Below are 19,921 nucleotides of genomic sequence, written 5' to 3'. Positions count from 1 at the left end.
CGAGAAACTTCTTCGGGATATTGTTGCGCGCGGCAATGTCGCTGACGAACGCGGTCTGCCCCTTATCGAGGCTCGCGAGGTCGATCATGGCTTTGAGACCGTATTTACCCTTTTTCGTCAGCATCGGCGTCTTTCACATCCAGCAGGTCGCGTTTCATCAAGCAGTAGCTTGACCCGACATACTGCTCGGCACCTGAACTTTCAATGAATTCCATGAAAATTATCGAATAGATCGGCCCCGGTAACTCGGAAATGGTCTATTCGAGCCAAACGGCTAGCCGCCCTGCGGGCCGCGGCTCGGCCGGGCATTTTGCGCCGTGGCGAGGCCCCGGATCGCATCCGCATTGCCGGTTGCGGCAGAAGCCTCGAAGACCTGTACGGCTTCGCCGTAACGCTTCATGTTGAGATAAGCGTAGCCGCGGATGACCATGAGATCGATACGCTCGGTGGCATATCTCGCCCGCTGATCAAGAAGGATCAGCGCCTCTTCGTAGTGCTTGCTCTCATAGGCCGCCAGCGCGCGGTCGGTGAGGATTGCCACTTGAAGCTCGGTTGCCTTCTGGCGATCCATCGAAGATTTTGTTGCGGAAACGGCCGCATTGTCCGTCAGACCCATGCGAAGATAAGCAAGGCTCTGGCCATAGGCCGCATCGCTGCGAACTGTCGAATCGCCGTTCTTGAGCGCTGCGGAGAAGGCTTTCACCGCCTCGGCAGGCCGGTTAGCCTCCATCAGACACCAGCCTTGCTGGAGTGCACTCTGCGCAGAAAGCGCTTCCGGATTAAGGCTCACAGAGCAACGGCCGGACTGGCGCGCACCCCGAACGGCGCCCGCTTGGCGCGGCGGTGAAGGCTCGTAAGCGACGGCGGTCGCTTGCGGCGAGACCATGCGCGGTGCGGTGGTCATTGCGCGAGATTGAGGCTGTACGGGCGCAGGTGTCGTGACTGCGGGCGCGGCAGCGATCACGCCCGCCTGAGCGGTCGGTCGGCCGATCTCCAAGATACGCTGCGACTGGTTACCCCATTGGCTCTGGAGCCGACGAACCTCCGCCAGATTGTTGAGCTCCTGGTAGGTGAGAGCCAGACCATAGGCGGATGGCTCATCCTCCGGCTTCCACTGCAATGCGGTGGAGAACCATTGCTGCGCCATCTGCGGCTGCTGGAAGGCGCGAGAATACCAGCCAAATTCCTGTGCTGTCGCGGCATCCTTCTGCGCTACGGTCTCTGTTGCAATGCGCTGAAGAATATCGGGCTCCAGCGCGACAGGCGGATCAAGTGCCAGGAGGTTGGCGGCTGCAGCGAGATAGGTCGCGCGCGCACCATCGGAGGAATTACGCCACTTGAACATGATGTCTTCGGCTTCGCGGGGTTCTCCACGCGCAACCAGCGCAAGCGCTAAGCCTTCCGAGGCGGAGGCAGAATCCTCCACATCCCTTGCGCGGCGGAACCACTTTTCCGCGTCGTCCATCTTCTCACGCCCGACATTGTACCACCCAAGCAGGAGCGCATCGCTTGCGAGCTTGTTGGTTTCCGCCAGCCGTTCCATGCGGGAGAGATAGGCAGGCGGTACTGTGACCTTGGGGTCTTCACCCGCCTTTGCAACGAATTGACGCGCGAGATCGTCCTTGACGGGCTCGAACTCTAGTTGGCCATCCGGTCCGGGTTTTTCCCGCGAGAGGAGGTCTTCCATGATCTCGATCGGCAGAAGCGTCGAGGCCTTTTGCACGGTTGCCAGACGTTCCGCCGGATTCTGGCAATTGGTCAGCACGTAGCCATAGGCATCGCGTGCACGCGCAGGCTTCTCCGTCCGCGCGAAGGCTTCCGCCACGCGCCAGAGAACATCGACTTCGCTGCAGGTCAGCAGGCCCGGGTTTTCGGCCGCGACGCCGAGCACAGCATTATACTGTTTCAGATCAGAGGCGTTCACCAGACGCTGGCGCGCTTCGGCAAGATCCAGCATCTCGGTCAGATTCGCGGGCGGCTGCCATCCGGCTTCCGCAGCCTGACGATCGGCAATGGCCTTGCGCGCCTCCGAATAGCGACCGGTGGCATAAAGTTGCCAGATCCCGTCCAACTGTGGATCACCGGTGGGTGCGGCAGCGGTAGGATCAGCAGGCGGTGTCCAATTTGGATAAAGCGCTTTCAGCCGTGCGATCTCAGCCTGAAGACGCACCGTGTCGCCGCGTGTGGCGAAGTAACGAAGAGCGCTTTCATCGACGACCGGTGCGGCATCGCCCGTGCCAGCCGGAGGGGCCGGAGTTGTGTTTTGAGGCGTCTGCTGCGGTGTTCTCGGTGCCTGCGAAAGATTGGTCGAGGGGGCAGCGCGCGATTGCGGCTCTCTGGTGCCGAGAGAAAGCGGGCTGTCACCCTTCTGGACGTCGGCATTGTTCATGCCCGCAGCGAACGCATGCGTTCCGACTGCCTGCATCGGGGCGGAATGAACGGCGCTGACGTGGCCGAGAAGCGCATCGCGCGACTGGAAGATGCCAGCGGCGCACAGTGCCAGGACGGCAGCGGACAGCAACAGTGGCTTCTTGTTCATAGGCACTCCTGATTCGCCTGCGCTACGAAAGACAAAGCCAAGAGATGCAACGTAGATGGATAATAAAGTGTTGACGCGTAGGTTCTCAGTTCCTGTGGAATGGGTTTTTTGCTGGCTTTGCAGGCCAGAAGTGCGGCCATGATGCGATAACCCGCATCCGAAAGCACATCCTTGGCTGCACCGGACTTCAGATCGAAGGTCGCGATATTGCCGTCCTCGAGCGACATGCCAGCTGCCATCCTGGTGTAGAGATCGGGAGAGCCTGCCGCCCCTCTGACCAGATAGAGCGGAATGCGAACGGAGTTGTAGCCGAACTCCTGCGCAAAGCCATCGGCCGGACGCGGCTTGGTGCGCACGGATACCCAGTCCGCCGGTAGCTTTCGCGGGCCGAAGGCAAAGCCGTTGATCGCGACGAGACCATCGGCCACAAGCTTGCCCCATAGAGGTGACGGCGAAAGCTCGTTGAGAAGCGGAAAGGCTTCAAAAATATAGTAGGATGGATTGACGACAGGCCCATCCGGCCGGTCGTTATCGGCAAAGCCGGAGGCGGCTGGGAGAAGCAGGGTTCGACCGCCGCGTTCCACCACCGCCTTGTCGAGCACCGCCTTGGCGATCGCGCGACCGGCGTCTGCAAGGTCCTGGCGTCCCCATTGTCGGGCAGCGAGCGCCAGCGCCTGCGCGATCAGAATATCGCCATCCGTGGCATTGTTGATGTCCGAGACATGGGGCGTCGATTGCGGATCCCATTTCCAGGCAGCAAGACCATCGTCTCGCACCAGAAGTTCGGTCTTGGTGAAGGACCAGATCAGCTCGAAATTCGCCTGGTCGTCGGCAAGAACGGCGAGCCACATGCCGTAACCCTGGCCTTCGCTGTGGCTGATCCCGTTATTGCCTGTATCGATGATACGCCCGGACGCGTCGAGAAAGGCGGCTCGATAGCTCTGCCAGTCCGCCGCGTTGATGGAGGCTGCCTTGACGCTCAGCGGGATCATCAGCACCCCCAGCAACAACACCATTCTTGTCAGTGATCTGGCAAATGTCATCACGGCTTGCGTCCCAACAGCCTCAGCAGGATGAAGGTAACCCATCCGAGCACTGACAAAAAGCCGATGAACACCAGCGCGTAGGAAAGCGTGTTGCTGGACAGCCAGTTGGCTGCAATCAGCCGCCAGTTGGAGAACGTCGCCGGCCCGGTGTCGAAGAAAGTCTGCTGTTGGGCAACGATCGTCTCAACCTTGTCGGCGGCAGGATCAAAGGTGGCGATACGTCCAGAGAGCCCGCTCCATCGCTTCAATTCCGTCATCGATTTGACGCCGGACCTCAAAGTGTCGATGGCCGGTGCCGTGGCAAGCGTCCACACACCCTCGCCACCGGGGCTCAACCCCTGCGCCAGCATGAAGCTGACATTTCCTGGCGGTGTGTAGACTTGTTCCGCGCCTGGAAGAAACCTGAGGGTCTCCCTGCTGATATCGAAGTTGCGCCTGATCCACTCCTCGAAGGAGGATATCTGCCCTTGCCAGACACCGCCATCCACGCGCTCGCGCCAGTTTTCAAACAACTGATCGGTCTGCTCGACGGGTGGCGTTGCGCGTCCTCCCTCACCCCAGCTCGTCTGGCTGGCAAGAGCAATGTTGAATTGGGCAGCCAGTGCTGGCGGTATCTGGGCCAGCGTGCCGATGAAGACGGCGTCTCTGTCTCCCACGGCGGCAATGGAACTGACGAGATCGATTGCAAGTGGCTGACCGGCGGCAAGTGACATACGGCCGAGAAGCGTCGCCGCTGACGACATGACGTCCGGATCGATCCGCTCCATATAGACCGCAACGGGCTGCTGCGAGGCGTGATAGGGCTGTATCACACCACGATTGGCGGCCAAATCCGGGGCGCGACCAATTCTTGCGAAATTGGGCATGTGGAATTCGGACGTGTCGAATAGCGCAAAACGCGGTGCCCCGCTTGCCGTCGTTCCCGGCAAGCAATCCGAATCCGCCTGCGTCTGTATGACGGCCTCAATGGCAACCGTGTTGGCGCCCGGCACGAAATGTCGCAACGTGACCTTGATCGGCAGGTGTCGGAAGATGCCACCGCCGCGGTTCGAAATCGGCACGGTGGAGGCAATATTGCCGTTCACATAGACATCGATATGGCTGCCAGGAAGCACGTCGCTGGCATAGGCCGCGTCCAGAAGCAGCGTCGCTTCACCATAGGCGGCAGCGTAGAAATCAGCCGGAATGCCGATGGTGAAATCGGTGCGGAAGCGCCGTCCTGAAAATTCCGCACTTTTGACGCCAAGCGACGAGAGCACCAGGCGGCGGTTTCCGACAACCAGTGGCGCATCGGGTGTGTGCCAGTTGCGTGTAGACAGAAACGAACGCACCGATCCGGCCGGACGCTCGGCCGAGGCAACGAGACTGTCGATCGCCGTTTGTAGCGCTTGAGGTGTCGGGCCTCCGACGATCAACGCTGAAAGATTGCTGACGATGTTGCTCTCAAAACCGGCATAAGGGCCAGCCAGGACTTCCGGCGGAACCGAACTTGCAACGGCGGCGATCTCGCGCGATGTGCCGGCCAGCACGACCAGCGAGCCCGCCTTACGCTCCTTCGGCACCGTCGTGTGGAAGGCGATTTGCTGATTGGGCATCTGCGTGCGCAGCGCCAGCGCCTGCGACAGCTTCAGCAACGACTCCGCCATCACCGGGTTCGCCAGGCCGGGAGCCACGATATCGATGGAGGTGAGGCCTTCGCTGCCAGCGCCGATCGCCTGGATGTCCTCGATCGTCTCGAAACGGTTGGCAACATCGGCGTTGAGCGTGATGAAGGTGCCGGCAGGATTGATATCGGTCCACAGATCATAGGTGGATTCGACCGTGCAGTCGGTTCTGTGACGCTGCTTGACGCCAAGTGTCACGACATTGGCGCCCGCCTGAAGCGTGCCTGGCGGGATGGGAATCGAGACACTCCCCTCCGCATCGGGAGATGCGATGCTCTTTTTCTCCAGCGGCACATTGTTGATCGCGATCTCCAGGCTCGAGCTTTCCGGCGCAACCACCACGGCGTTTTGATACGCGATCGTGACGGCCTGCGCTGCCTGCGCCTGCTGCTCTGTCAGGTAGATCGTCCATTGCCGCTGATCGATCTCACCCGACAGGCTGAGTTCGCTGAACGGCAATATGTAACGGCGGCGCGGATCGACGGATGTCTGGACGGGTAGCGGCGGTGCCTGCGTCGGCTGAGCCTGGGTCTGCGGTTGTGATGGCGCGCCTTGGGGATAAGATGGTGGAGATGGCGCAGGAGCGACGGGAACGGGCGAAGGCCGTGCCGGTGCCGGCTGCTGTGCAGGAGGCACCATTGCAGGCGGCGATACACTGGGCGGCGCAGCCGGGATTTGCGGCATGGACGGCGCCTGTGGCACTGGCTTTGTCGCGGGCTGCACCGGAACCGGCCTTGCCGCAGGCGGGTTTGCCGGGCGCTCTGGAGACATGTCAAACGGTGCGCTTTGCCCAAATGCGCTTGCCGACAACATGGCGTAAAAGCTTATGAGGAGGAGCGGCTTTTTCATCACTTGGCCACTCCTGCCGCAGCCTTCTGTCGCGCTCTCGTTCGGAAAGAACGCATGAAATAAAACAGGCCGCGTTGTGTCTGAAAAAGCGCGATGCCCATGAAGGTGATCGTGCCCCGGATCAGGCCGGGATTACCCCTGCGTGCGCGCTGAAATTCGGTCCATTGCTCTGAATTGGCGAAGATCAGATCCGCTATCAGGCGGTGTTCGATATTTTCCTTTGGCGCAAAGGTACAGCCGACCGAGGTAAAGCCCTGCTGCTTGACGGTCCGGACGATATCGATCGTCATCGACGAGGGCGCCCCAGGGCTATACGGGTCTACGCGAATAATCGCGGGGCGGCCCTTCTCGACGACATCCAGATCCTTTTCGAAAATGTTGATCAGCATGCCGTGGACGGACACGTTCTGAACCGTTGCCGGCAACCAGGGGCCGTCTTCCTGCAACTGCAATTCGCATCGGCGCTTGACGGTGATGCGCCGCGACGCGGATTTCTCTCCGCGTTCGGACACGACGCCGAGAGCACAGCCGGCAAAGATGATGTTGAGCAGGTTCCAGCCACCAACGACAAGTGTGACGTCCGCTTTATAGGGCTCGGCATAGATGCGATAGATCGCAAAGATCATGGCGATGACCAGCACGAAGAAGATGACGAAGAACGGTCGGCTGATTTCCGACAGGCGGGCTTCGCTGATGGACTCGTCCTTCGCCGTCACCTTGAAGGTCGGCTTGCTGGGGTTGAACAGCACCGAGACCACGGCAGGCAAGAGATGCACCGTCTGCACATACTCATAAAGCTCGGAAATCCACGGCCAGCGGAAACTTCCATAGAGGAAGTTCTGTATCATCAGGTTTACCAGCATGTAGGCGGCCGTATAGGCAAGGAACTCACCGCCGGATGCAACGAAGATCTGCAGGTCGAAGAAGAGATAGAAGAGCGGCGCAAAGAGGAAGATGGTGCGCGGGAACGGGAAGAGCCAGAACAATGTCGAAGACATGTAGCAGAGCCGCTGGGGGAAGGAGAGCCCTCGGCGGAAAAGCGGCTGGCGGAAGATCAGGATCTGCATCATGCCTTGCGCCCAGCGGCTTCGCTGGCCGATGAAGCTGGTGAAGGTCGCCGGCTGCAGACCGGCAATCAGGGGCTTATCGACATAAAGGCTGTTCCAGCCGCGCGAATGAAGCGCAAGTGCCGTCTCGCAATCCTCGGTAATGCTGACGCCGCTGAAGCCATCGGTTTCTTTGAGCGCCTCGCGCCGCAGAACCGCTGCCGATCCGCAGAAGAAGGCACCGTTCCATTTATCCAAGCCGCGCTGGATGATGCCGTAGAACATTTCATTCTCGCTCGGCATGGTTTCGAAGGTGCGCAGATTGCGCTCGATTGGGTCCGGATTGACGAAGAAATGCGGCGTCTGGACGAGAAAGAGCCTTGGATCTTCCTCGAAATAGCCAACCGTTTCGAGAAGAAAATCGCGCGCGGGCGCATGGTCGGCATCGAAAACGGTGACCAGTTCGCCCGTCGAATGATCCAGACCATTGTTCAGATTGCCAGCCTTGGCATGGACGTTTCGCTCACGCGTCAGATAGTTGACGCCGAGATCGGCGCAGAGCTTTTGCAATTCCGCGTGCCGCCGGGTCGCGGCCTGCGCTTCCAGCCCGTTCGGCGCATTGCGTTTCTGCACCGTGCCGCCATCGTCCAGCAGCCAGACGGTGAACCTGTCCGCCGGATAATCCATGTTCTTCGCGGCCGCCAGCGTGTTGGCGAGAAGTTCCGCATCCTCATTGTAGGTCGGCACGAACACATCGACAGTCGGGACATAGCCTGGCGAACCGGGACGGCCCTTTCGCGACGGCAACGGCATAGAGACGATGACAAGGCTGAGCGCCAGCATCACCACGCTGTACATTTCGGCGAGATAGAGCAGGAAGCCCGGAATGAAGTTCTCGAGTTGGTTGACGGGCGGCAAGGTGCTGGTCGTGCGCCAATACACGTAGCGCAGAACGATCGCCGTACCGAAGCCAAGACCGATGAGCCGCCAGGCGCCTTTGCCGTTCAGAGACTTGATGGTGGCAAGCAAGGCCAGCGAAATCGCCGTCGCGATGAGATGCGTCTGTAAGCTGACGGGCAATGTGATTATCAGCAAGACACAGGCTGACACGAACAGCCAGAGGGTGAAAGCGATGACCTTGCTCATCAGCAAACCTTTACATCAAGTCGATAAGAAGCGGACCGCTTCCTGGCCTCATGCCACTGGCCCCTGACTGCGACGAAGAGACCAAGTGGATCAGTTACACCTGAAACAGTTAATTGCAGGTTTGTCCGTTCGCCTGACCGGCAACGCAGGCGGGCGAAGGAATGGCGACCTGTTTCGTTTCGATACGCCGCGCTGGCGGGGGCACGTCTGCCGGTCTGCTGCCAGCCGCCCTTGGCGCTGCCGGGGACGGGATGAGGACAGCCGGCCTGGAGGATGCGGTGGGCTGTGGCTGCACAACGACCGGCGCTGCGGTGGGCGAGGCCGTCACCGCAGGTCGTGGCTGCGAACGAACCGGAGCCGAGATGGGCGTCTGCGTTCCAGGCTGCATGAGCACGGCGCCCGATACGGGATAGATAGGATTGCCGGCCCGTCCAAGGCCCTTGTCTGGGTCCTGTGCGGTTCCGTAAGGGTTCCAGTTGGTGGACAGATAATTGCCGGTAATCGTGTAGTTGTACATCACGGCCAGGAGATCGCGCGTCGTGACACCCGACTGGCAGAGCCGCAGCGTCACATTGATGCGACCGAGATTCTTGAAGCTCTGGCGGGCGCTTTCCGGCGACCTGATCTGCTGCCATCCGTAAATGCAGGCATCGTTGCCATAACCTCTGCCTGACGCATAAGAAAACGTGCCGTAATTGTTCTGCAAATATTCGGCAGACGTCGCCATCGCCACACCGGGAAATGCGCTCCTGATCTCCCGCGAGATCGAAGAAACACGCAGACTGCTCTCCGACAGCCCACCCCGTCCGGTATCCTCTGCCTTTTGCGGCCCGAAAAGCTGCACCTTCAAATAGTTCTGACCAGGGGTCGCCGCATCCGAGCGCAGGATCACGTCCTGCTGAACGGCATTGGCATAATTGCGGTTGATAACGGTGAGGACTTCCGGGCCGCCGGGCGGCGGAAAGATCAGTGCTTCTTCCGGCGCCAACATCTTCGGCCCACCGGATTGCTGCACGCCGGCCGGCGTATTGCAACCTGAAAGCGTCAGCGCCATGCCACATGCCAATGCTGTCGCAGTGGCGGTGTTCATCACACCACCACGCCCCTTTGACGGGGATCGAACATCGCGAATCACATGTGGCACAATCATAGTTACGAAATACGTGAGCGCCATGAATTAGCAATCCGAATTGTCGATGGCATAGAGTGATGCCGCAAGTCGCGGCGCGATCCTCGATCCGCTCACGGGAACTTTATCGTCTGACCAAGATTGGGCGGATGGTTCTCTACTTGGGCGACGGCCGCTATGACGACTTGACGGACGGCGCGAGGGAATCAAAATACGGAAAGAGAAACAGTATGGAAGAGCAGACCTTGAGCGCCACAACACAACTGACGGACGAAATCACCGCATTGCGTCGATGGCTGGAGGAGGCTGCTTTGCCGCTGTGGTGGGAGGCCGGAGCGGCAAAACCCGACGGCGGCTTTCATGAAAGGGTCGATCAGGACGGAAAGCCGGTTCTTGGCGATAATCGTCGCGCCCGCGTGCAGCCCCGCCAGGCCTACTGCTACGCGGCAGCCGGCGAAAACGGATGGACCGGTGACTGGCAGCGCGCCATCAATCACGGTCTCGACTGGTTCGACAAAGTCTATCTTCTTGAAAGCGGACTCTACGGCAATCTTGCCGATGCATCCGGAAAGCTGATCGATCCATCCTTCGATCTTTACAATCAGGCTTTCGCCCTCTTTGCTGCGGCCCAGACGGCGATGGCGTTGCCGGAGAGGAAGCACGAGATGCGCGAGCGCGCGCTCGGCATCCTCTCGCTCCTCAAAGAGCGTTATGCCCACTCCGAACAGGGCTTCGAGGAAGACAGTCCGTCTCGCTATCCACTCTGCTCCAACCCGCATATGCATCTTTTCGAGGCCATGCTGGCCTGGGAGACAGTCGATCCAACCGGCCCCTGGACCACTGTCGCCGATGAGATCGCAAATCTCGCGATGACGCGTTTCATCGATCAGGAGAATGGCGGTCTGCGCGAATTCTTCGACAAGGATTGGACTCCAGCACCCGGCGAAAAAGGCCGCATCATGGAGCCTGGCCATCAGTTCGAATGGGCCTGGCTTCTGGTCAGATGGGGGCTTTTGCGTAACAGCTTCGATGCCATTCAAAAGGCAAAGCGGATGTTCGACATCGGGGAGAACCATGGCATCTGCCCACGCCGCAAAGTCGCGGTGATGAGCCTTCTCGACGATTTCAGCATGCATGATCGCCTGGCTCGTTTCTGGCCGCAAACCGAATGGCTGAAGGCCGCCGCTCGCCTGGCCAGTGCCACCGAAGGCGAAGAGCGGCATCGCTATATCACCTCCGCCTCGCGGGCGGTGATGGCGATCCAGCCCTTCCTCGACACGCCGGTTAAAGGTCTCTGGTTCGACAAGTGGCCCGCCGATGCACCTATGATCGACGAACCGGCACCGGCCAGCACCTTCTATCATATCGTCTGCGCGATTTACGAAGCCGACAGCGTGCTGAAAGCACTGACAACCAAGACAGCGGGACCGCGATAAGGCGTCGGCCCCTTCGGCCATCGACCACCCCATGCCTCTTTGATGCCGCGAACGATTTTCGCGACCTCTTGGATGGTGGTGAAAAGATTTGCCTCGCGCATTCGAGGCGGCGTGAAAACATTGCTGTCAATGCAATGACTTCCCATGGACACTGAAGCCGTCATGGTCCTAAATGGCACCATGACGCCGCCCACAATCCGAACCCGGAGTCCTTCATGCCGTCCCCCCTTTCGCGCCGCTCACTTCTCAAGACTGCAGCCTTGCTCGCAGCCTCCACCACGCTGATGCGGACCGATCTGGCCTGGGCGGCGCGCAGCGGCGAACGACTGGTCGTGGCGGCAGATTCGGAGCCTAAGAACCTCAATCCGGCGATCGTTGCCTCCAACGGCGTGTTCTACATCTCCAGCAAGATCGTGGAGCCCTTGGCGGAAGCATCGTTCAGCGGCAGGAACGGTCTGGAACCACGTCTTGCGACGTCCTGGGAAGGATCGCAGGACGGTTTGAGCGCGACCTTCAGACTGCGCGAGGGCGTGACCTGGCACGACGGCAAGCCCTTCACCTCGGCCGATGTGGCCTTCTCGGCCCTCTCCGTCTGGAAGCCGCTTCAGAACCTCGGGCGTCTGGTCTTTGCCAATCTGGAGAGTGTCGATACGCCGGATGAGCACACGGCCATCTTCCGCTTCTCCAAGCCGACGCCGTTCCAGTTGATCCGCAACGCGCTTCCGGTGGTGAGCAGTGTGCTGCCGAAACACCTGTATGACGGCACCGATATTGCCACCAACCCATTGAACACCAAGCCGGTAGGCACCGGGCCTTTTGTTTTTGCCGAGTACAAACCCGGCGAATATTACCGGCTGACGCGCAACGAAAAATACTGGGGCAAGGGTCAGCCGAAACTGGACGAGATCATCTATCGCGTGCTTCCGGACCGAGCAGGTGCCGCAACCGCGCTGGAAGCCGGCGAGATCCAGCTCGCGGCCTTCTCCGCTGTGCCGCTGACGGATCTTGCCCGCATTTCCAAGGAACCCGGTATCAAGGTCATCGCCGATGGCTATGAGGCACTGACCTACCAGCTCGTGGTGGAGATCAACCACCGCCGCAAGGAGCTTGCCGATCTCAAGGTTCGGCAGGCCATTGCGCACGCGATCGACAAGAAACTCGTCGTTGATACGGTGTTCCTGGGCTACGCCACCAATTCCACCGGTCCCGTGCCGAAGAACGCGCCGCAGTTCTATACGCCTGACGTAAAAATCTACGACTTCAACGTCGACAAAGCCAATGCTCTTCTCGATGAGGCCGGCTATCCGCGCGGTGCCGATGGCAACCGCTTCTCGCTCAAACTGTTGCCTGCACCATATTTCAACGAAACCAAGCAGTTCGGCGCCTATCTGCGCCAAGCACTGTCTGCCATCGGCATCGATGCGCAGCTGGTGAACAACGATGCGGCCGCGCATCAGAAGGCGGTCTATACGGATCACGCCTTCGATCTCGCCGTAGCACCCACCGTCTTCCGCGGCGATCCCGCCATTTCCACCACCATCCTGGTGAAATCGGGAACACCCGCCGGCGTGCCCTTCTCCAACCAGGGCGGTTACGAGAACAAGGAACTGGACGCCATCATCGACAAGGCGGCGCAAACGGTGGACGAAAAGCAGCGTACCGAACTCTACAAGACCTTCCAGCAGAAGGTCAAAGAGGACCTGCCGATCATCAACGTGGCCGAGTGGGGCTTCATCACCGTGGCCCGCGACACGGTGAAGAACGTCGCCAGCAATCCAAGATGGGCGGTTTCAAACTGGGCGGACACCGCCATCGAGGAGTGAGGTGGGAGGCGCAGGCCGCATTCTGCGTCGTAGGCTGATCAGCGCCATTCCGGTGCTGATCATCGTGCTTCTCTTCACCTTCCTGCTGCTGGAAAATGCGTCGGGCGACGCAGTCGACGCCTATCTGGTGTCGATCGGTGGCGGAGATGCCAGCCTGCGAGACAGCCTGCGGGCGCAATATGGGCTGGATCACTCGGCGCTATGGCGGCTGTGGCTTTACGCCACCTCCGTCCTGAAACTCGATCTCGGCTGGTCAGTCGCCTTCGACCGCCCTGTGCTGTCGCTGATTATGGAGCGTTTGCCCAACACGCTGCTTTTAATGGGGAGCGCGACGCTCCTGTCCTTCATTCTCGGCACTGCTCTGGGGATTGTCGCTGGAGCAAAGCCTGGAAGCCTGCTGGACCGGGCGCTGTCGTCACTGTCGCTGGCACTGTATGCCGTTCCGGGGTTCTGGCTCGGCCTCGTCCTCGTGCTCGTCTTCGCGGTAAAGCTTCGCTGGCTCCCCACGTCCGGTCTGGAAACCATCGCTTCCGGTAAGCAAGGTTTCGCACGCGCCCTCGACATTGCGCGGCATCTCGTTCTTCCCGTTGCGAGCCTTGGCCTGATCTATCTCGCTCTTTTCCTGCGCGTGATGCGCAGCGCCATGGGCGAAATCTGGCGGATGGAGTTCGTCACTTTCGCCCAATCGAAAGGACTGTCGCGTGCGCGGGTGGTGCTGCGCCATGTTGCCCGTAATGCCGCCCTTCCCCTTCTCACCGTGCTTGGCCTTCAATCCGCCATGATGCTGGGCGGCTCCGTTGTGATCGAGAGCGTCTTTGCTATTCCGGGCTTCGGGAGGCTGGCGCAAGAGGCAGTTGCAGGCCGGGATACACCCCTGCTGATGGGAATCATCCTCGTCAGCGCCGTTTTCGTCATCCTCGTCAATCTGATCGTCGACTTGGTCTACTCGCTTCTCGATCCACGTATCGGCGCCGGGGAGGAAACGGCGTGACGGTTCTTGGCCGAGTGTTCCGTAGTCGCGAAGGCCTCGTCGGTCTCGCAATCCTTCTCGTCGTGGCGATCGCTGGCCTTTCGGCGCCTTTTGTCTTTCCCAACGATCCGCTTTCCATCGTCGCAGCGCCACTCATTCCGCCATTCACCGAGCGCGCCCTGCCGCTCGGAACCGATACGCTTGGACGCGATGTGATGGCCTGCCTGTTCCACGCTGCGCGCAGTTCGCTGCTCGTCGGTCTCTGCGCTGCCGCCGCAGCCCTTCTGATCGGCACCGTCATGGGAACGCTTGCGGGCTTCGCTGGTGGTATCATCGATGAGGCGCTGATGCGGATCACCGATGCCTTCCAGATCGTGCCGAGCTTCCTTCTGGCACTTGCCTTTGTCAGCACCATCGGTCCATCGCTGCCCATCGTGGTCATTGCCATCGCGCTCGGCGCCTGGGCCGACCCGGCGCGATTGACGCGCGCGCAGGTGCTGTCGATCCGTGAGCGCGACTATGTGGCCTCCGCCCGCACCATCGGCATGCACCCGATGGAAATTGCCTTCCGCCAAATTCTCCCCAACGCCTTGCCGCCGGTTATGGCGCTCGCCGCCATCATCGTCGCTGCGGCGATCCTGACCGAAGCCGCCCTCTCCTTTCTCGGCCTTGGAGACCCGAACATCGTGACCTGGGGTGGGATGATTGCCGAAGGGAGAAACGTACTTCGCTCAGCGGCTTACCTCTCCATTATCCCCGGCATGGCTCTGCTCGCTACGGTCCTCGGGGTCTATCTGCTGGGTGAGGGCATCAACAAGACGCTCGCCGGTCAAGAGGCTGTGCGATGAGCCTTGCCCCGCTTCTGAAAATCGAAGGGCTCAGCGTCACCTACCACGGCGCCGCGCAACCTTCCTTGCGCAACGTATCGCTTCAGCTTCAGGAAAGACAGCGCCTGGCAATCATCGGCGAAAGCGGGTCGGGCAAAAGCACGCTGGCACGCTGCATCGCCGGCTTGTTGCCGCACGGGGCGAAGACCGACGGTCGGATCGTCTGGAATGGACATCCGGACAAGAGCCACCAAACACGATTTCCAACGCCAGGCCGCGATATCGCCTATGTGTTTCAAGACCCGAGCGCCAGCCTCAACCCGGTACTGACGATTGGCGAACAGGTGGCGGAGGCCGCCATTCGTCATCTTCGCCTTACCCGAAAACAGGCGCGGACTCACGCCCGGGATTTGCTGATAGAGGTACAATTGCCGAACCCCGATGCCTTGCTGTCGGCCTATCCGCATCAAATCTCCGGCGGGCAGCGGCAACGTGTGGCGATTGCGGCCGCCATCTCCGCAGCGCCCAAAATCCTGATTGCCGATGAGGCCACCAGCGCGCTCGACACAATCACGCAAGCGGCGATCGCCCGGCTTCTCGACCGCCTTGTCAGCGCCAATGGCATGACGCTGATTTTCATTACCCACGATATCGCGCTGGCCTCCAGCCTTGCGGACGAGATCGCGGTGTTCCAATCAGGCCGACTGGTGGAGTCCGGCAAGGCGCAGGATGTGCTTTTGAATCCAGCAAGCGACGACACCAAACGTCTCTTTTCTTCGCACCTTGATCTCACCACTCCACCGTTGATCCGGAGGGTCAGTTGATGGAGCCCTTTTTCTCCGTCAACCACCTTTCCAAGCGATACCAATCGCAGGGGCGGACAGTGCAGGCGCTCGACGATGTTTCCTTTACGCTGGCGCGCGGCGAAACGCTTGGGCTGGCAGGCCCGTCGGGGTGCGGGAAATCGACGCTGGCGCGCATTATCATGCGGCTATCGCCCGCAGATGGCGGCGAGGTGCGCTTTCAGGGCCGGAACTGGCTGGCCCTTTCGGGTCAGGACCTGAGAGCCGCCCGTCGCCATGTGCAGATGGTGTTTCAGGATACCTATGGCGCGTTCAATCCGCGCGCCACGGTGGCAGATGCGATCGGTGAACCGTTGCGAATCCACAGGATCGTCGCGCCCCGCGATCGGCAAGCCGAGATCGCCCGCCTGCTGGAGCGGGTCGGGCTTGGCGCGGACTACGCTGCACGTCCTGTTCTCCAACTGTCGGGCGGCCAGCGACAGCGCGTCGCAATCGCCCGGGCCATCGCCTGCCGCCCGTCCCTGTTGGTGATGGATGAGGCCGTTTCCGCGCTCGACGTTTCCGTCCGCGCCCAGATCCTCGAATTGCTGGTATCCCTTCAAAGCGAGACCGGCCTTTCCTGTCTGTTCGTCTCGCATGATCTGGCGGTCATTCGCGCCGTCTGCCATCGCGTTGCCATCATGGAGATGGGGCGTGTCGTCGAACAGGGAGAGACGGACAGCGTGATCTCGAACCCACAGTCGGATACAGCAAAACGACTGATCGCCGCCGTTCCAACACTTCGTAAGGACCAAAGCCATGCCTGATCGCAACTGGAGCCATCTGCTCGACGTGCCCGCCTTTCCTTCGGAGCGTTACGCAAAGCTTGCAGACCGATTGGCGGCCCTGATGAAGACACGTAACGATGTGCTTCTCATTCAGGCCGAGGCGGTCTTGGCGCTGGAAGCCGTCGCCACCAGCCTCGCACGACCTGGCCTGAAAGCGCTGAATATCGTGACCAGCCCCTATGGTGCATGGTTCGGTGACTGGCTGAAGCGCGGGGGCAGCGATGTCATCAATCTCGTGGCGGAGCCAGGACGACCGGTCGCGATAGAGGCTGTGCGACAGCAACTGGACGACCATCCCGATATCTCTGTGCTGTCACTGGTCCATGCCGAATCCGCCACCGGCATTCTCAATCCATTGGAAGACATCATTCGGCTTGCAAGAGAAAGAAGGGTGCTTACCATCGTGGATGCGGTCGCATCGATTGGCGGCCATGCTTTGAATGTGGATGCAGACGGCATCGATATCGTCGTGATCGGTCCGCAAAAATCGCTTGCAGGGCCGGCGGGCGTCTCGGCAATCTCGGTCAGCGACCGCGCCTGGGCGCTGCTCCAGCATGAGAGCGCCCCGCGCAACTCGATACTCTCCCTCCTCGACCAGAAAGAGCAATGGCTCGACGCCGGTAGAGGTGCTTTGCCCGGTACGCCTGCGCCGCTCGAATTCTTCGCGCTTGAAGCGGCACTTGACCGTCTGGAAGCCGAAGGCATCGACGCGGTTGAAGCGCGTCATCGTCTGGCGGCGAAAGCGACGCGCGACGCTTTGCGCGCGCTGGGTGCCGAGCTTTGGGTCGACGACACTCAGGCTTCGGCACTGGTGACGGCCGTCAAGCTTCCGGCGAACATCGACCATAGCAATTTTCTCCAGGCCGCGAGGCTAAATGGGGCAGATATTGGCGCAGCGGTCGGACCGGGCTCAGATCGACTGGTCCGCCTCAACCATACCGGCCAGCGTGCCAGCAAGGAGGCGGTGCGTGCCAACATCAAAGCCTTCGCCCACGCCCTGCAATTCCAGGGCCACTCAAGACCGGTCGAAAAAGCCTTTAAGGCGCTGGATGCCATCTATTCTTTGTGAGGCGATGATTGAACCGCCTTTCAGACCCGTGAAAAAATGCTCTCACTGAAACGCTGCTATTGGAAGGATCTTTCCCTCCCGTCCACAGCAGTGACACAGGAATCCCTCCCGCAATCTTGACGAAATCGTGGCAAAGCGCGAAACTTTACACATTGTTAAGTTTGGTGACAGGAGGAATGAAAATGGTTGCTGGTTTCAACATGCTTTCCTTCGATCTCTTCGGCCTTGGCCGTCGGGCACAGGAAGAAAAGCTCAAGCGTGAGAGCGGATCGAAAAAGGACCAGGTCACGCGCGACGAGTCCGAGCAGCGCGATCGCGATCAGGAACATGATCTGTTCTTCTGGTCGCTCTATCCGGTGATCTGAGGGACGCGTCCAAAACCGCGCAGTCTCACGTCCCTCAAAGGCGATCCAGTTCCTCGCGATGTCGATACATTGCGAGGAATTTATTGTAATCGCGCTCATAGACGGATGCGCGTGATCGATCCGGCTGGCGCTCCTCACAGCCGGGATACATGGCAGCACCCGCCTTCGCCAGGCTGTCATAGACGCCGCCCGCTGCAGCAGCGGTCATGGCCGTTCCGAGAAGAACAGCATCGCTGGTCTGTGGCACCACGACCCGTTTGCCTGTCGCGTCGGCATAGAGTTCCATCAGCAGCGGATTGTGGATGTGCCCACCCGCGACGTGAAGCGTGGTGGTGCGATATCCGAACCCTTCCATCGCATCCAGAACGTGGCGCGTGCTGAGCGCGATCGACACAGCCGTGCGCCAGTACAGTGCACAGAGGCTGTCGAACGAGGTATCGAGTGTCAGGCCACTGATCACACCTCTGGCATGCGGATCGGCAAGCGGCGATCTGTTGCCATGAAAATCCGGTAGGACATGCAGACGGCTGGCAAATCCCTCTCCCTCCCCTGCCCGCAACACCATGACGCGGTCGACGATGCGACGGTGAAGTGCCGCATCCGGCTCTCCCCCCGCGGCATGCATGCGCACGATATGGTCGAGCAGCGCACCCGTTGCCGATTGTCCGCCCTCGACCAGCCAGTGATCCGGCAAAACAGCTTGCCAGTAGGGTCCCCACAGGCTGCGACCATGAATGCGATTGGGCGTCAGCGCCACAAGGCAACTGGATGTGCCAGCGATAAGCGCAACGTTTTTTTCCACATGGTTGTCGAGGCTTCCGCCAAGCGCACCAAGCGCGCCCGCATAGGCATCGATCATGCCGGTCGCGACCCGGCACTGCGTATCAAGCCCCAATTCATCGGCAGCCTTGGCCGAGAGGGTACCAACGGCTTGACCTGGCGCTACGGTGCTTGCAGGAAGCGCGGCGCGTTCTTTCAGATCGCCGATCCCGGCAAGTTCAAGATAGTCGTTGCGCCAGCCTTGCTGTTCATGCGCCAGAAAATTCCATTTTGCCGTCAATGTGCAGTTGGAGCGCGCAGCACTGCCGCTTGCCTTCCATGTGAGGAAGTCGGCAAGGTCGAAGAAATAAGCGGCTCTCGACCAGCTTTGAGGCAGATGTTTCTTCAGCCACATCAGCTTCGGTATCTGCATTTCGGGAGATATCGATCCGCCGGCGAAATCCAGAACCGGATGATGCGACGCGGTGAGAAAATCCGCCTCGTTGATGGCGCGATGATCAAGCCAAACCACCGTGTCGAACCGGTCTTCGCCGGTGGTCGAGACCGACACCTGCTCGCCAGACTTGCCGCGCGCAACCAGCGAACATGTGGCATCAAACCCGATAGCAGCCACACGCGCCGGATCGATCGCCGCGTCCGCCATGGCAGACCGCACCGAAAGGCAGACCGCCTTCCATATGTTCTCGGAATCGTGCTCGGCGTGGTTTTCCCTCGGCCTTTGCATCAGGATGGGATGAGTGGCGCGAGACAGCATTGCACCATGACGATCGAACACCCCGGCGCGCGCGCTGCCTGTTCCGACATCGACCGCAACGAGATATTGGCGCATGAAGCTAGTTTCCCATCCCTGTTTTGCCGAAAACCGGGAGAGAACCGTTCCGTGTCTTCACCTGCACGTCAACCAGCCTCTGCTCTTGAGCCTTGGCGGCCCTTTCGGTCGCGCACAAGGTGGACCAAATCCGGCATCGCGTCAAACACGAGATCGGGCTCAAGCGCTTCGATCTGTTGGCGAAATGCGGGGAAGCGTGCGTGAGAGCCTCCTGTAAAAGCAAAAACGCACATGCCAGCAGCCTTAGCTGCCACAATACCGGCCGGACTGTCTTCAATGACGATGCAATTGGCGGGCTCCGCGCCCATTTCGTGCGCGGCATGCAGGAAGAGATCGGGTGCCGGCTTGCCGTTCTTCACCATGGTCGCGCTGAAAATATGCGGCTCGAATTTTTCGATGAGTCCCGTCAGGCCCAATGAGTAGCGGATGCGTTCCGGCTGACTGGACGAGGCCACGCAGCGAGGCACGTCGAGCCGGTCCAACGTTTCGGCAATGCCTTCAATGGCCTTTAATTCGAGGCGAAAGCGTTCGAAAAGCGCGCTTCTCATATGTTCGAGGAAGTCGATATCGGTCTCGATACCGTATTCTTCCCAAAGCGTTGCAGTCATGTTGGCGAGGCTGCGGCCGAGAAACCGTTGATAGGCCTCTTCCTCGGTCATCTGAACACCCAGATGCGCCAGCATGTCGATCAGCACGGCAACTGAAACCGGCTCACTATCGACGAGAACGCCATCGCAGTCGAAGATCACCAAGGGGCCGGTTCCGGTTGGCAT

At 60.2% G+C, this 19,921-nt stretch carries 17 protein-coding genes; 9 read left to right on the top strand and 8 right to left on the bottom strand.

The features are described 5' to 3' along the window. From EYC79_RS13390 to EYC79_RS13375, 4 genes are all read right to left on the bottom strand, one after another. Positions 1-124, bottom strand: a 124-nt coding sequence (locus EYC79_RS13390) for an Rrf2 family transcriptional regulator (RefSeq protein ID WP_205654390.1), incomplete at its 3' end; no start/stop codon positions are given. A 150-nt stretch (positions 125-274) separates the two neighbouring features. Then, positions 275-2,539 carry a tetratricopeptide repeat protein gene (locus tag EYC79_RS13385; protein WP_130978301.1) on the bottom strand — a complete coding sequence of 755 codons (2,265 nt, stop codon included), beginning with the start codon at positions 2,537-2,539 and terminating at the stop codon, positions 275-277. Continuing rightward, complete coding sequence (locus EYC79_RS13380) at positions 2,536-3,582, bottom strand: family 8 glycosyl hydrolase (RefSeq protein ID WP_130978300.1); 1,047 nt, start codon at positions 3,580-3,582, stop codon at positions 2,536-2,538. Before EYC79_RS13380 ends, EYC79_RS13385 begins: the two co-directional genes overlap by 4 nt. Next, positions 3,582-5,933, bottom strand: a complete 2,352-nt coding sequence (locus tag EYC79_RS13375; RefSeq protein WP_245495279.1) for a cellulose biosynthesis cyclic di-GMP-binding regulatory protein BcsB — start codon at positions 5,931-5,933, stop codon at positions 3,582-3,584. Before EYC79_RS13375 ends, EYC79_RS13380 begins: the two co-directional genes overlap by 1 nt. On the opposite strand from EYC79_RS13375, the gene EYC79_RS23820 reads away from it, so the two are divergent. Further along, a complete protein-coding gene (locus EYC79_RS23820) occupies positions 5,932-6,069 on the top strand; it encodes a hypothetical protein (protein WP_245495278.1) in 138 nt (45 codons plus the stop codon). The genes EYC79_RS13375 and EYC79_RS23820 overlap by 2 nt on opposite strands. 28 nt (positions 6,070-6,097) lie before the next feature. Here the strand turns inward: EYC79_RS23820 and bcsA are convergent, their stop codons facing one another. Together bcsA and bcsN are read right to left on the bottom strand one after the other, a co-directional pair. Further along, positions 6,098-8,290, bottom strand: coding sequence for a UDP-forming cellulose synthase catalytic subunit (gene bcsA, locus EYC79_RS13370; protein WP_130978298.1), 2,193 nt, complete (start codon positions 8,288-8,290; stop codon positions 6,098-6,100). Between the two features lie 109 nt (positions 8,291-8,399). After that, the gene (gene bcsN, locus EYC79_RS13365; RefSeq protein ID WP_245495277.1) at positions 8,400-9,380 is read right to left on the bottom strand and encodes a cellulose biosynthesis protein BcsN; all 981 of its coding nucleotides are present in this window, start codon (positions 9,378-9,380) and stop codon (positions 8,400-8,402) included. Between the two features lie 269 nt (positions 9,381-9,649). On the opposite strand from bcsN, the gene EYC79_RS13360 reads away from it, so the two are divergent. The 8 genes from EYC79_RS13360 (at position 9,650) to EYC79_RS13325 (ending at position 17,539) form a co-directional block, all read left to right on the top strand. Next, positions 9,650-10,855 carry an AGE family epimerase/isomerase gene (locus tag EYC79_RS13360; RefSeq protein ID WP_111849933.1) on the top strand — a complete coding sequence of 402 codons (1,206 nt, stop codon included), beginning with the start codon at positions 9,650-9,652 and terminating at the stop codon, positions 10,853-10,855. 215 nt (positions 10,856-11,070) lie between these two features. Then, on the top strand, positions 11,071-12,678 hold the full coding sequence (locus EYC79_RS13355; protein ID WP_111849790.1) for an ABC transporter substrate-binding protein: 1,608 nt from the start codon (positions 11,071-11,073) through the stop codon (positions 12,676-12,678). A 1-nt stretch (position 12,679) separates the two neighbouring features. Further along, complete coding sequence (locus EYC79_RS13350; RefSeq protein WP_111849789.1) at positions 12,680-13,669, top strand: ABC transporter permease; 990 nt, start codon at positions 12,680-12,682, stop codon at positions 13,667-13,669. Beyond that, positions 13,666-14,496: an ABC transporter permease gene (locus tag EYC79_RS13345; RefSeq protein WP_111849787.1), complete on the top strand. Its 831-nt coding sequence runs from the start codon at positions 13,666-13,668 to the stop codon at positions 14,494-14,496. Before EYC79_RS13350 ends, EYC79_RS13345 begins: the two co-directional genes overlap by 4 nt. Then, positions 14,493-15,299: an ABC transporter ATP-binding protein gene (locus tag EYC79_RS13340; RefSeq protein WP_111849785.1), complete on the top strand. Its 807-nt coding sequence runs from the start codon at positions 14,493-14,495 to the stop codon at positions 15,297-15,299. Before EYC79_RS13345 ends, EYC79_RS13340 begins: the two co-directional genes overlap by 4 nt. Continuing rightward, positions 15,299-16,084, top strand: coding sequence for an ABC transporter ATP-binding protein (locus EYC79_RS13335; RefSeq protein WP_111849783.1), 786 nt, complete (start codon positions 15,299-15,301; stop codon positions 16,082-16,084). The genes EYC79_RS13340 and EYC79_RS13335 overlap by 1 nt, the downstream gene beginning before the upstream one ends. Continuing rightward, positions 16,077-17,174 carry a pyridoxal-phosphate-dependent aminotransferase family protein gene (locus EYC79_RS13330; protein ID WP_111849782.1) on the top strand — a complete coding sequence of 366 codons (1,098 nt, stop codon included), beginning with the start codon at positions 16,077-16,079 and terminating at the stop codon, positions 17,172-17,174. Before EYC79_RS13335 ends, EYC79_RS13330 begins: the two co-directional genes overlap by 8 nt. 182 nt (positions 17,175-17,356) lie before the next feature. After that, entirely contained in the window at positions 17,357-17,539 is a 183-nt protein-coding gene (locus EYC79_RS13325; protein ID WP_207773752.1) for a hypothetical protein, read from the top strand. Positions 17,540-17,573: 34 nt separating this feature from the next. On the opposite strand, the gene EYC79_RS13320 is transcribed toward EYC79_RS13325, so the two are convergent. Both EYC79_RS13320 and EYC79_RS13315 read right to left on the bottom strand, forming a co-directional pair. After that, positions 17,574-19,148, bottom strand: a complete 1,575-nt coding sequence (locus tag EYC79_RS13320) for an FGGY-family carbohydrate kinase (RefSeq protein ID WP_130978297.1) — start codon at positions 19,146-19,148, stop codon at positions 17,574-17,576. A 68-nt stretch (positions 19,149-19,216) separates the two neighbouring features. Then, positions 19,217-19,921 carry an HAD family hydrolase gene (locus EYC79_RS13315; protein ID WP_130978296.1) on the bottom strand — a complete coding sequence of 235 codons (705 nt, stop codon included), beginning with the start codon at positions 19,919-19,921 and terminating at the stop codon, positions 19,217-19,219.

The sequence above is a fragment of the Agrobacterium cavarae genome (assembly GCF_004310285.1).
GTDB classification, from domain to species: Bacteria; Pseudomonadota; Alphaproteobacteria; order Rhizobiales; family Rhizobiaceae; genus Agrobacterium; species Agrobacterium cavarae.
Note: the sequence above shows the minus strand (reverse complement) of the source record. Positions and strands in the feature narration are given on the sequence as shown.

Coding starts and splice junctions, on each gene's coding strand:
- EYC79_RS13385 (WP_130978301.1), bottom strand. CDS start 2,539: ATGAACAAGAAGCCACTGTTGCTGTCCGCTGCCGTCCTGGCACTGTGC.
- EYC79_RS13380 (WP_130978300.1), bottom strand. CDS start 3,582: ATGACATTTGCCAGATCACTGACAAGAATGGTGTTGTTGCTGGGGGTG.
- EYC79_RS23820 (WP_245495278.1), top strand. CDS start 5,932: ATGGACGGCGCCTGTGGCACTGGCTTTGTCGCGGGCTGCACCGGAACC.
- EYC79_RS13375 (WP_245495279.1), bottom strand. CDS start 5,933: ATGCCGCAAATCCCGGCTGCGCCGCCCAGTGTATCGCCGCCTGCAATG.
- bcsA (WP_130978298.1), bottom strand. CDS start 8,290: ATGAGCAAGGTCATCGCTTTCACCCTCTGGCTGTTCGTGTCAGCCTGT.
- bcsN (WP_245495277.1), bottom strand. CDS start 9,380: ATGAACACCGCCACTGCGACAGCATTGGCATGTGGCATGGCGCTGACG.
- EYC79_RS13360 (WP_111849933.1), top strand. CDS start 9,650: ATGGAAGAGCAGACCTTGAGCGCCACAACACAACTGACGGACGAAATC.
- EYC79_RS13355 (WP_111849790.1), top strand. CDS start 11,071: ATGCCGTCCCCCCTTTCGCGCCGCTCACTTCTCAAGACTGCAGCCTTG.
- EYC79_RS13340 (WP_111849785.1), top strand. CDS start 14,493: ATGAGCCTTGCCCCGCTTCTGAAAATCGAAGGGCTCAGCGTCACCTAC.
- EYC79_RS13335 (WP_111849783.1), top strand. CDS start 15,299: ATGGAGCCCTTTTTCTCCGTCAACCACCTTTCCAAGCGATACCAATCG.
- EYC79_RS13330 (WP_111849782.1), top strand. CDS start 16,077: ATGCCTGATCGCAACTGGAGCCATCTGCTCGACGTGCCCGCCTTTCCT.
- EYC79_RS13325 (WP_207773752.1), top strand. CDS start 17,357: ATGGTTGCTGGTTTCAACATGCTTTCCTTCGATCTCTTCGGCCTTGGC.
- EYC79_RS13320 (WP_130978297.1), bottom strand. CDS start 19,148: ATGCGCCAATATCTCGTTGCGGTCGATGTCGGAACAGGCAGCGCGCGC.
- EYC79_RS13315 (WP_130978296.1), bottom strand. CDS start 19,921: ATGCCAACCGGAACCGGCCCCTTGGTGATCTTCGACTGCGATGGCGTT.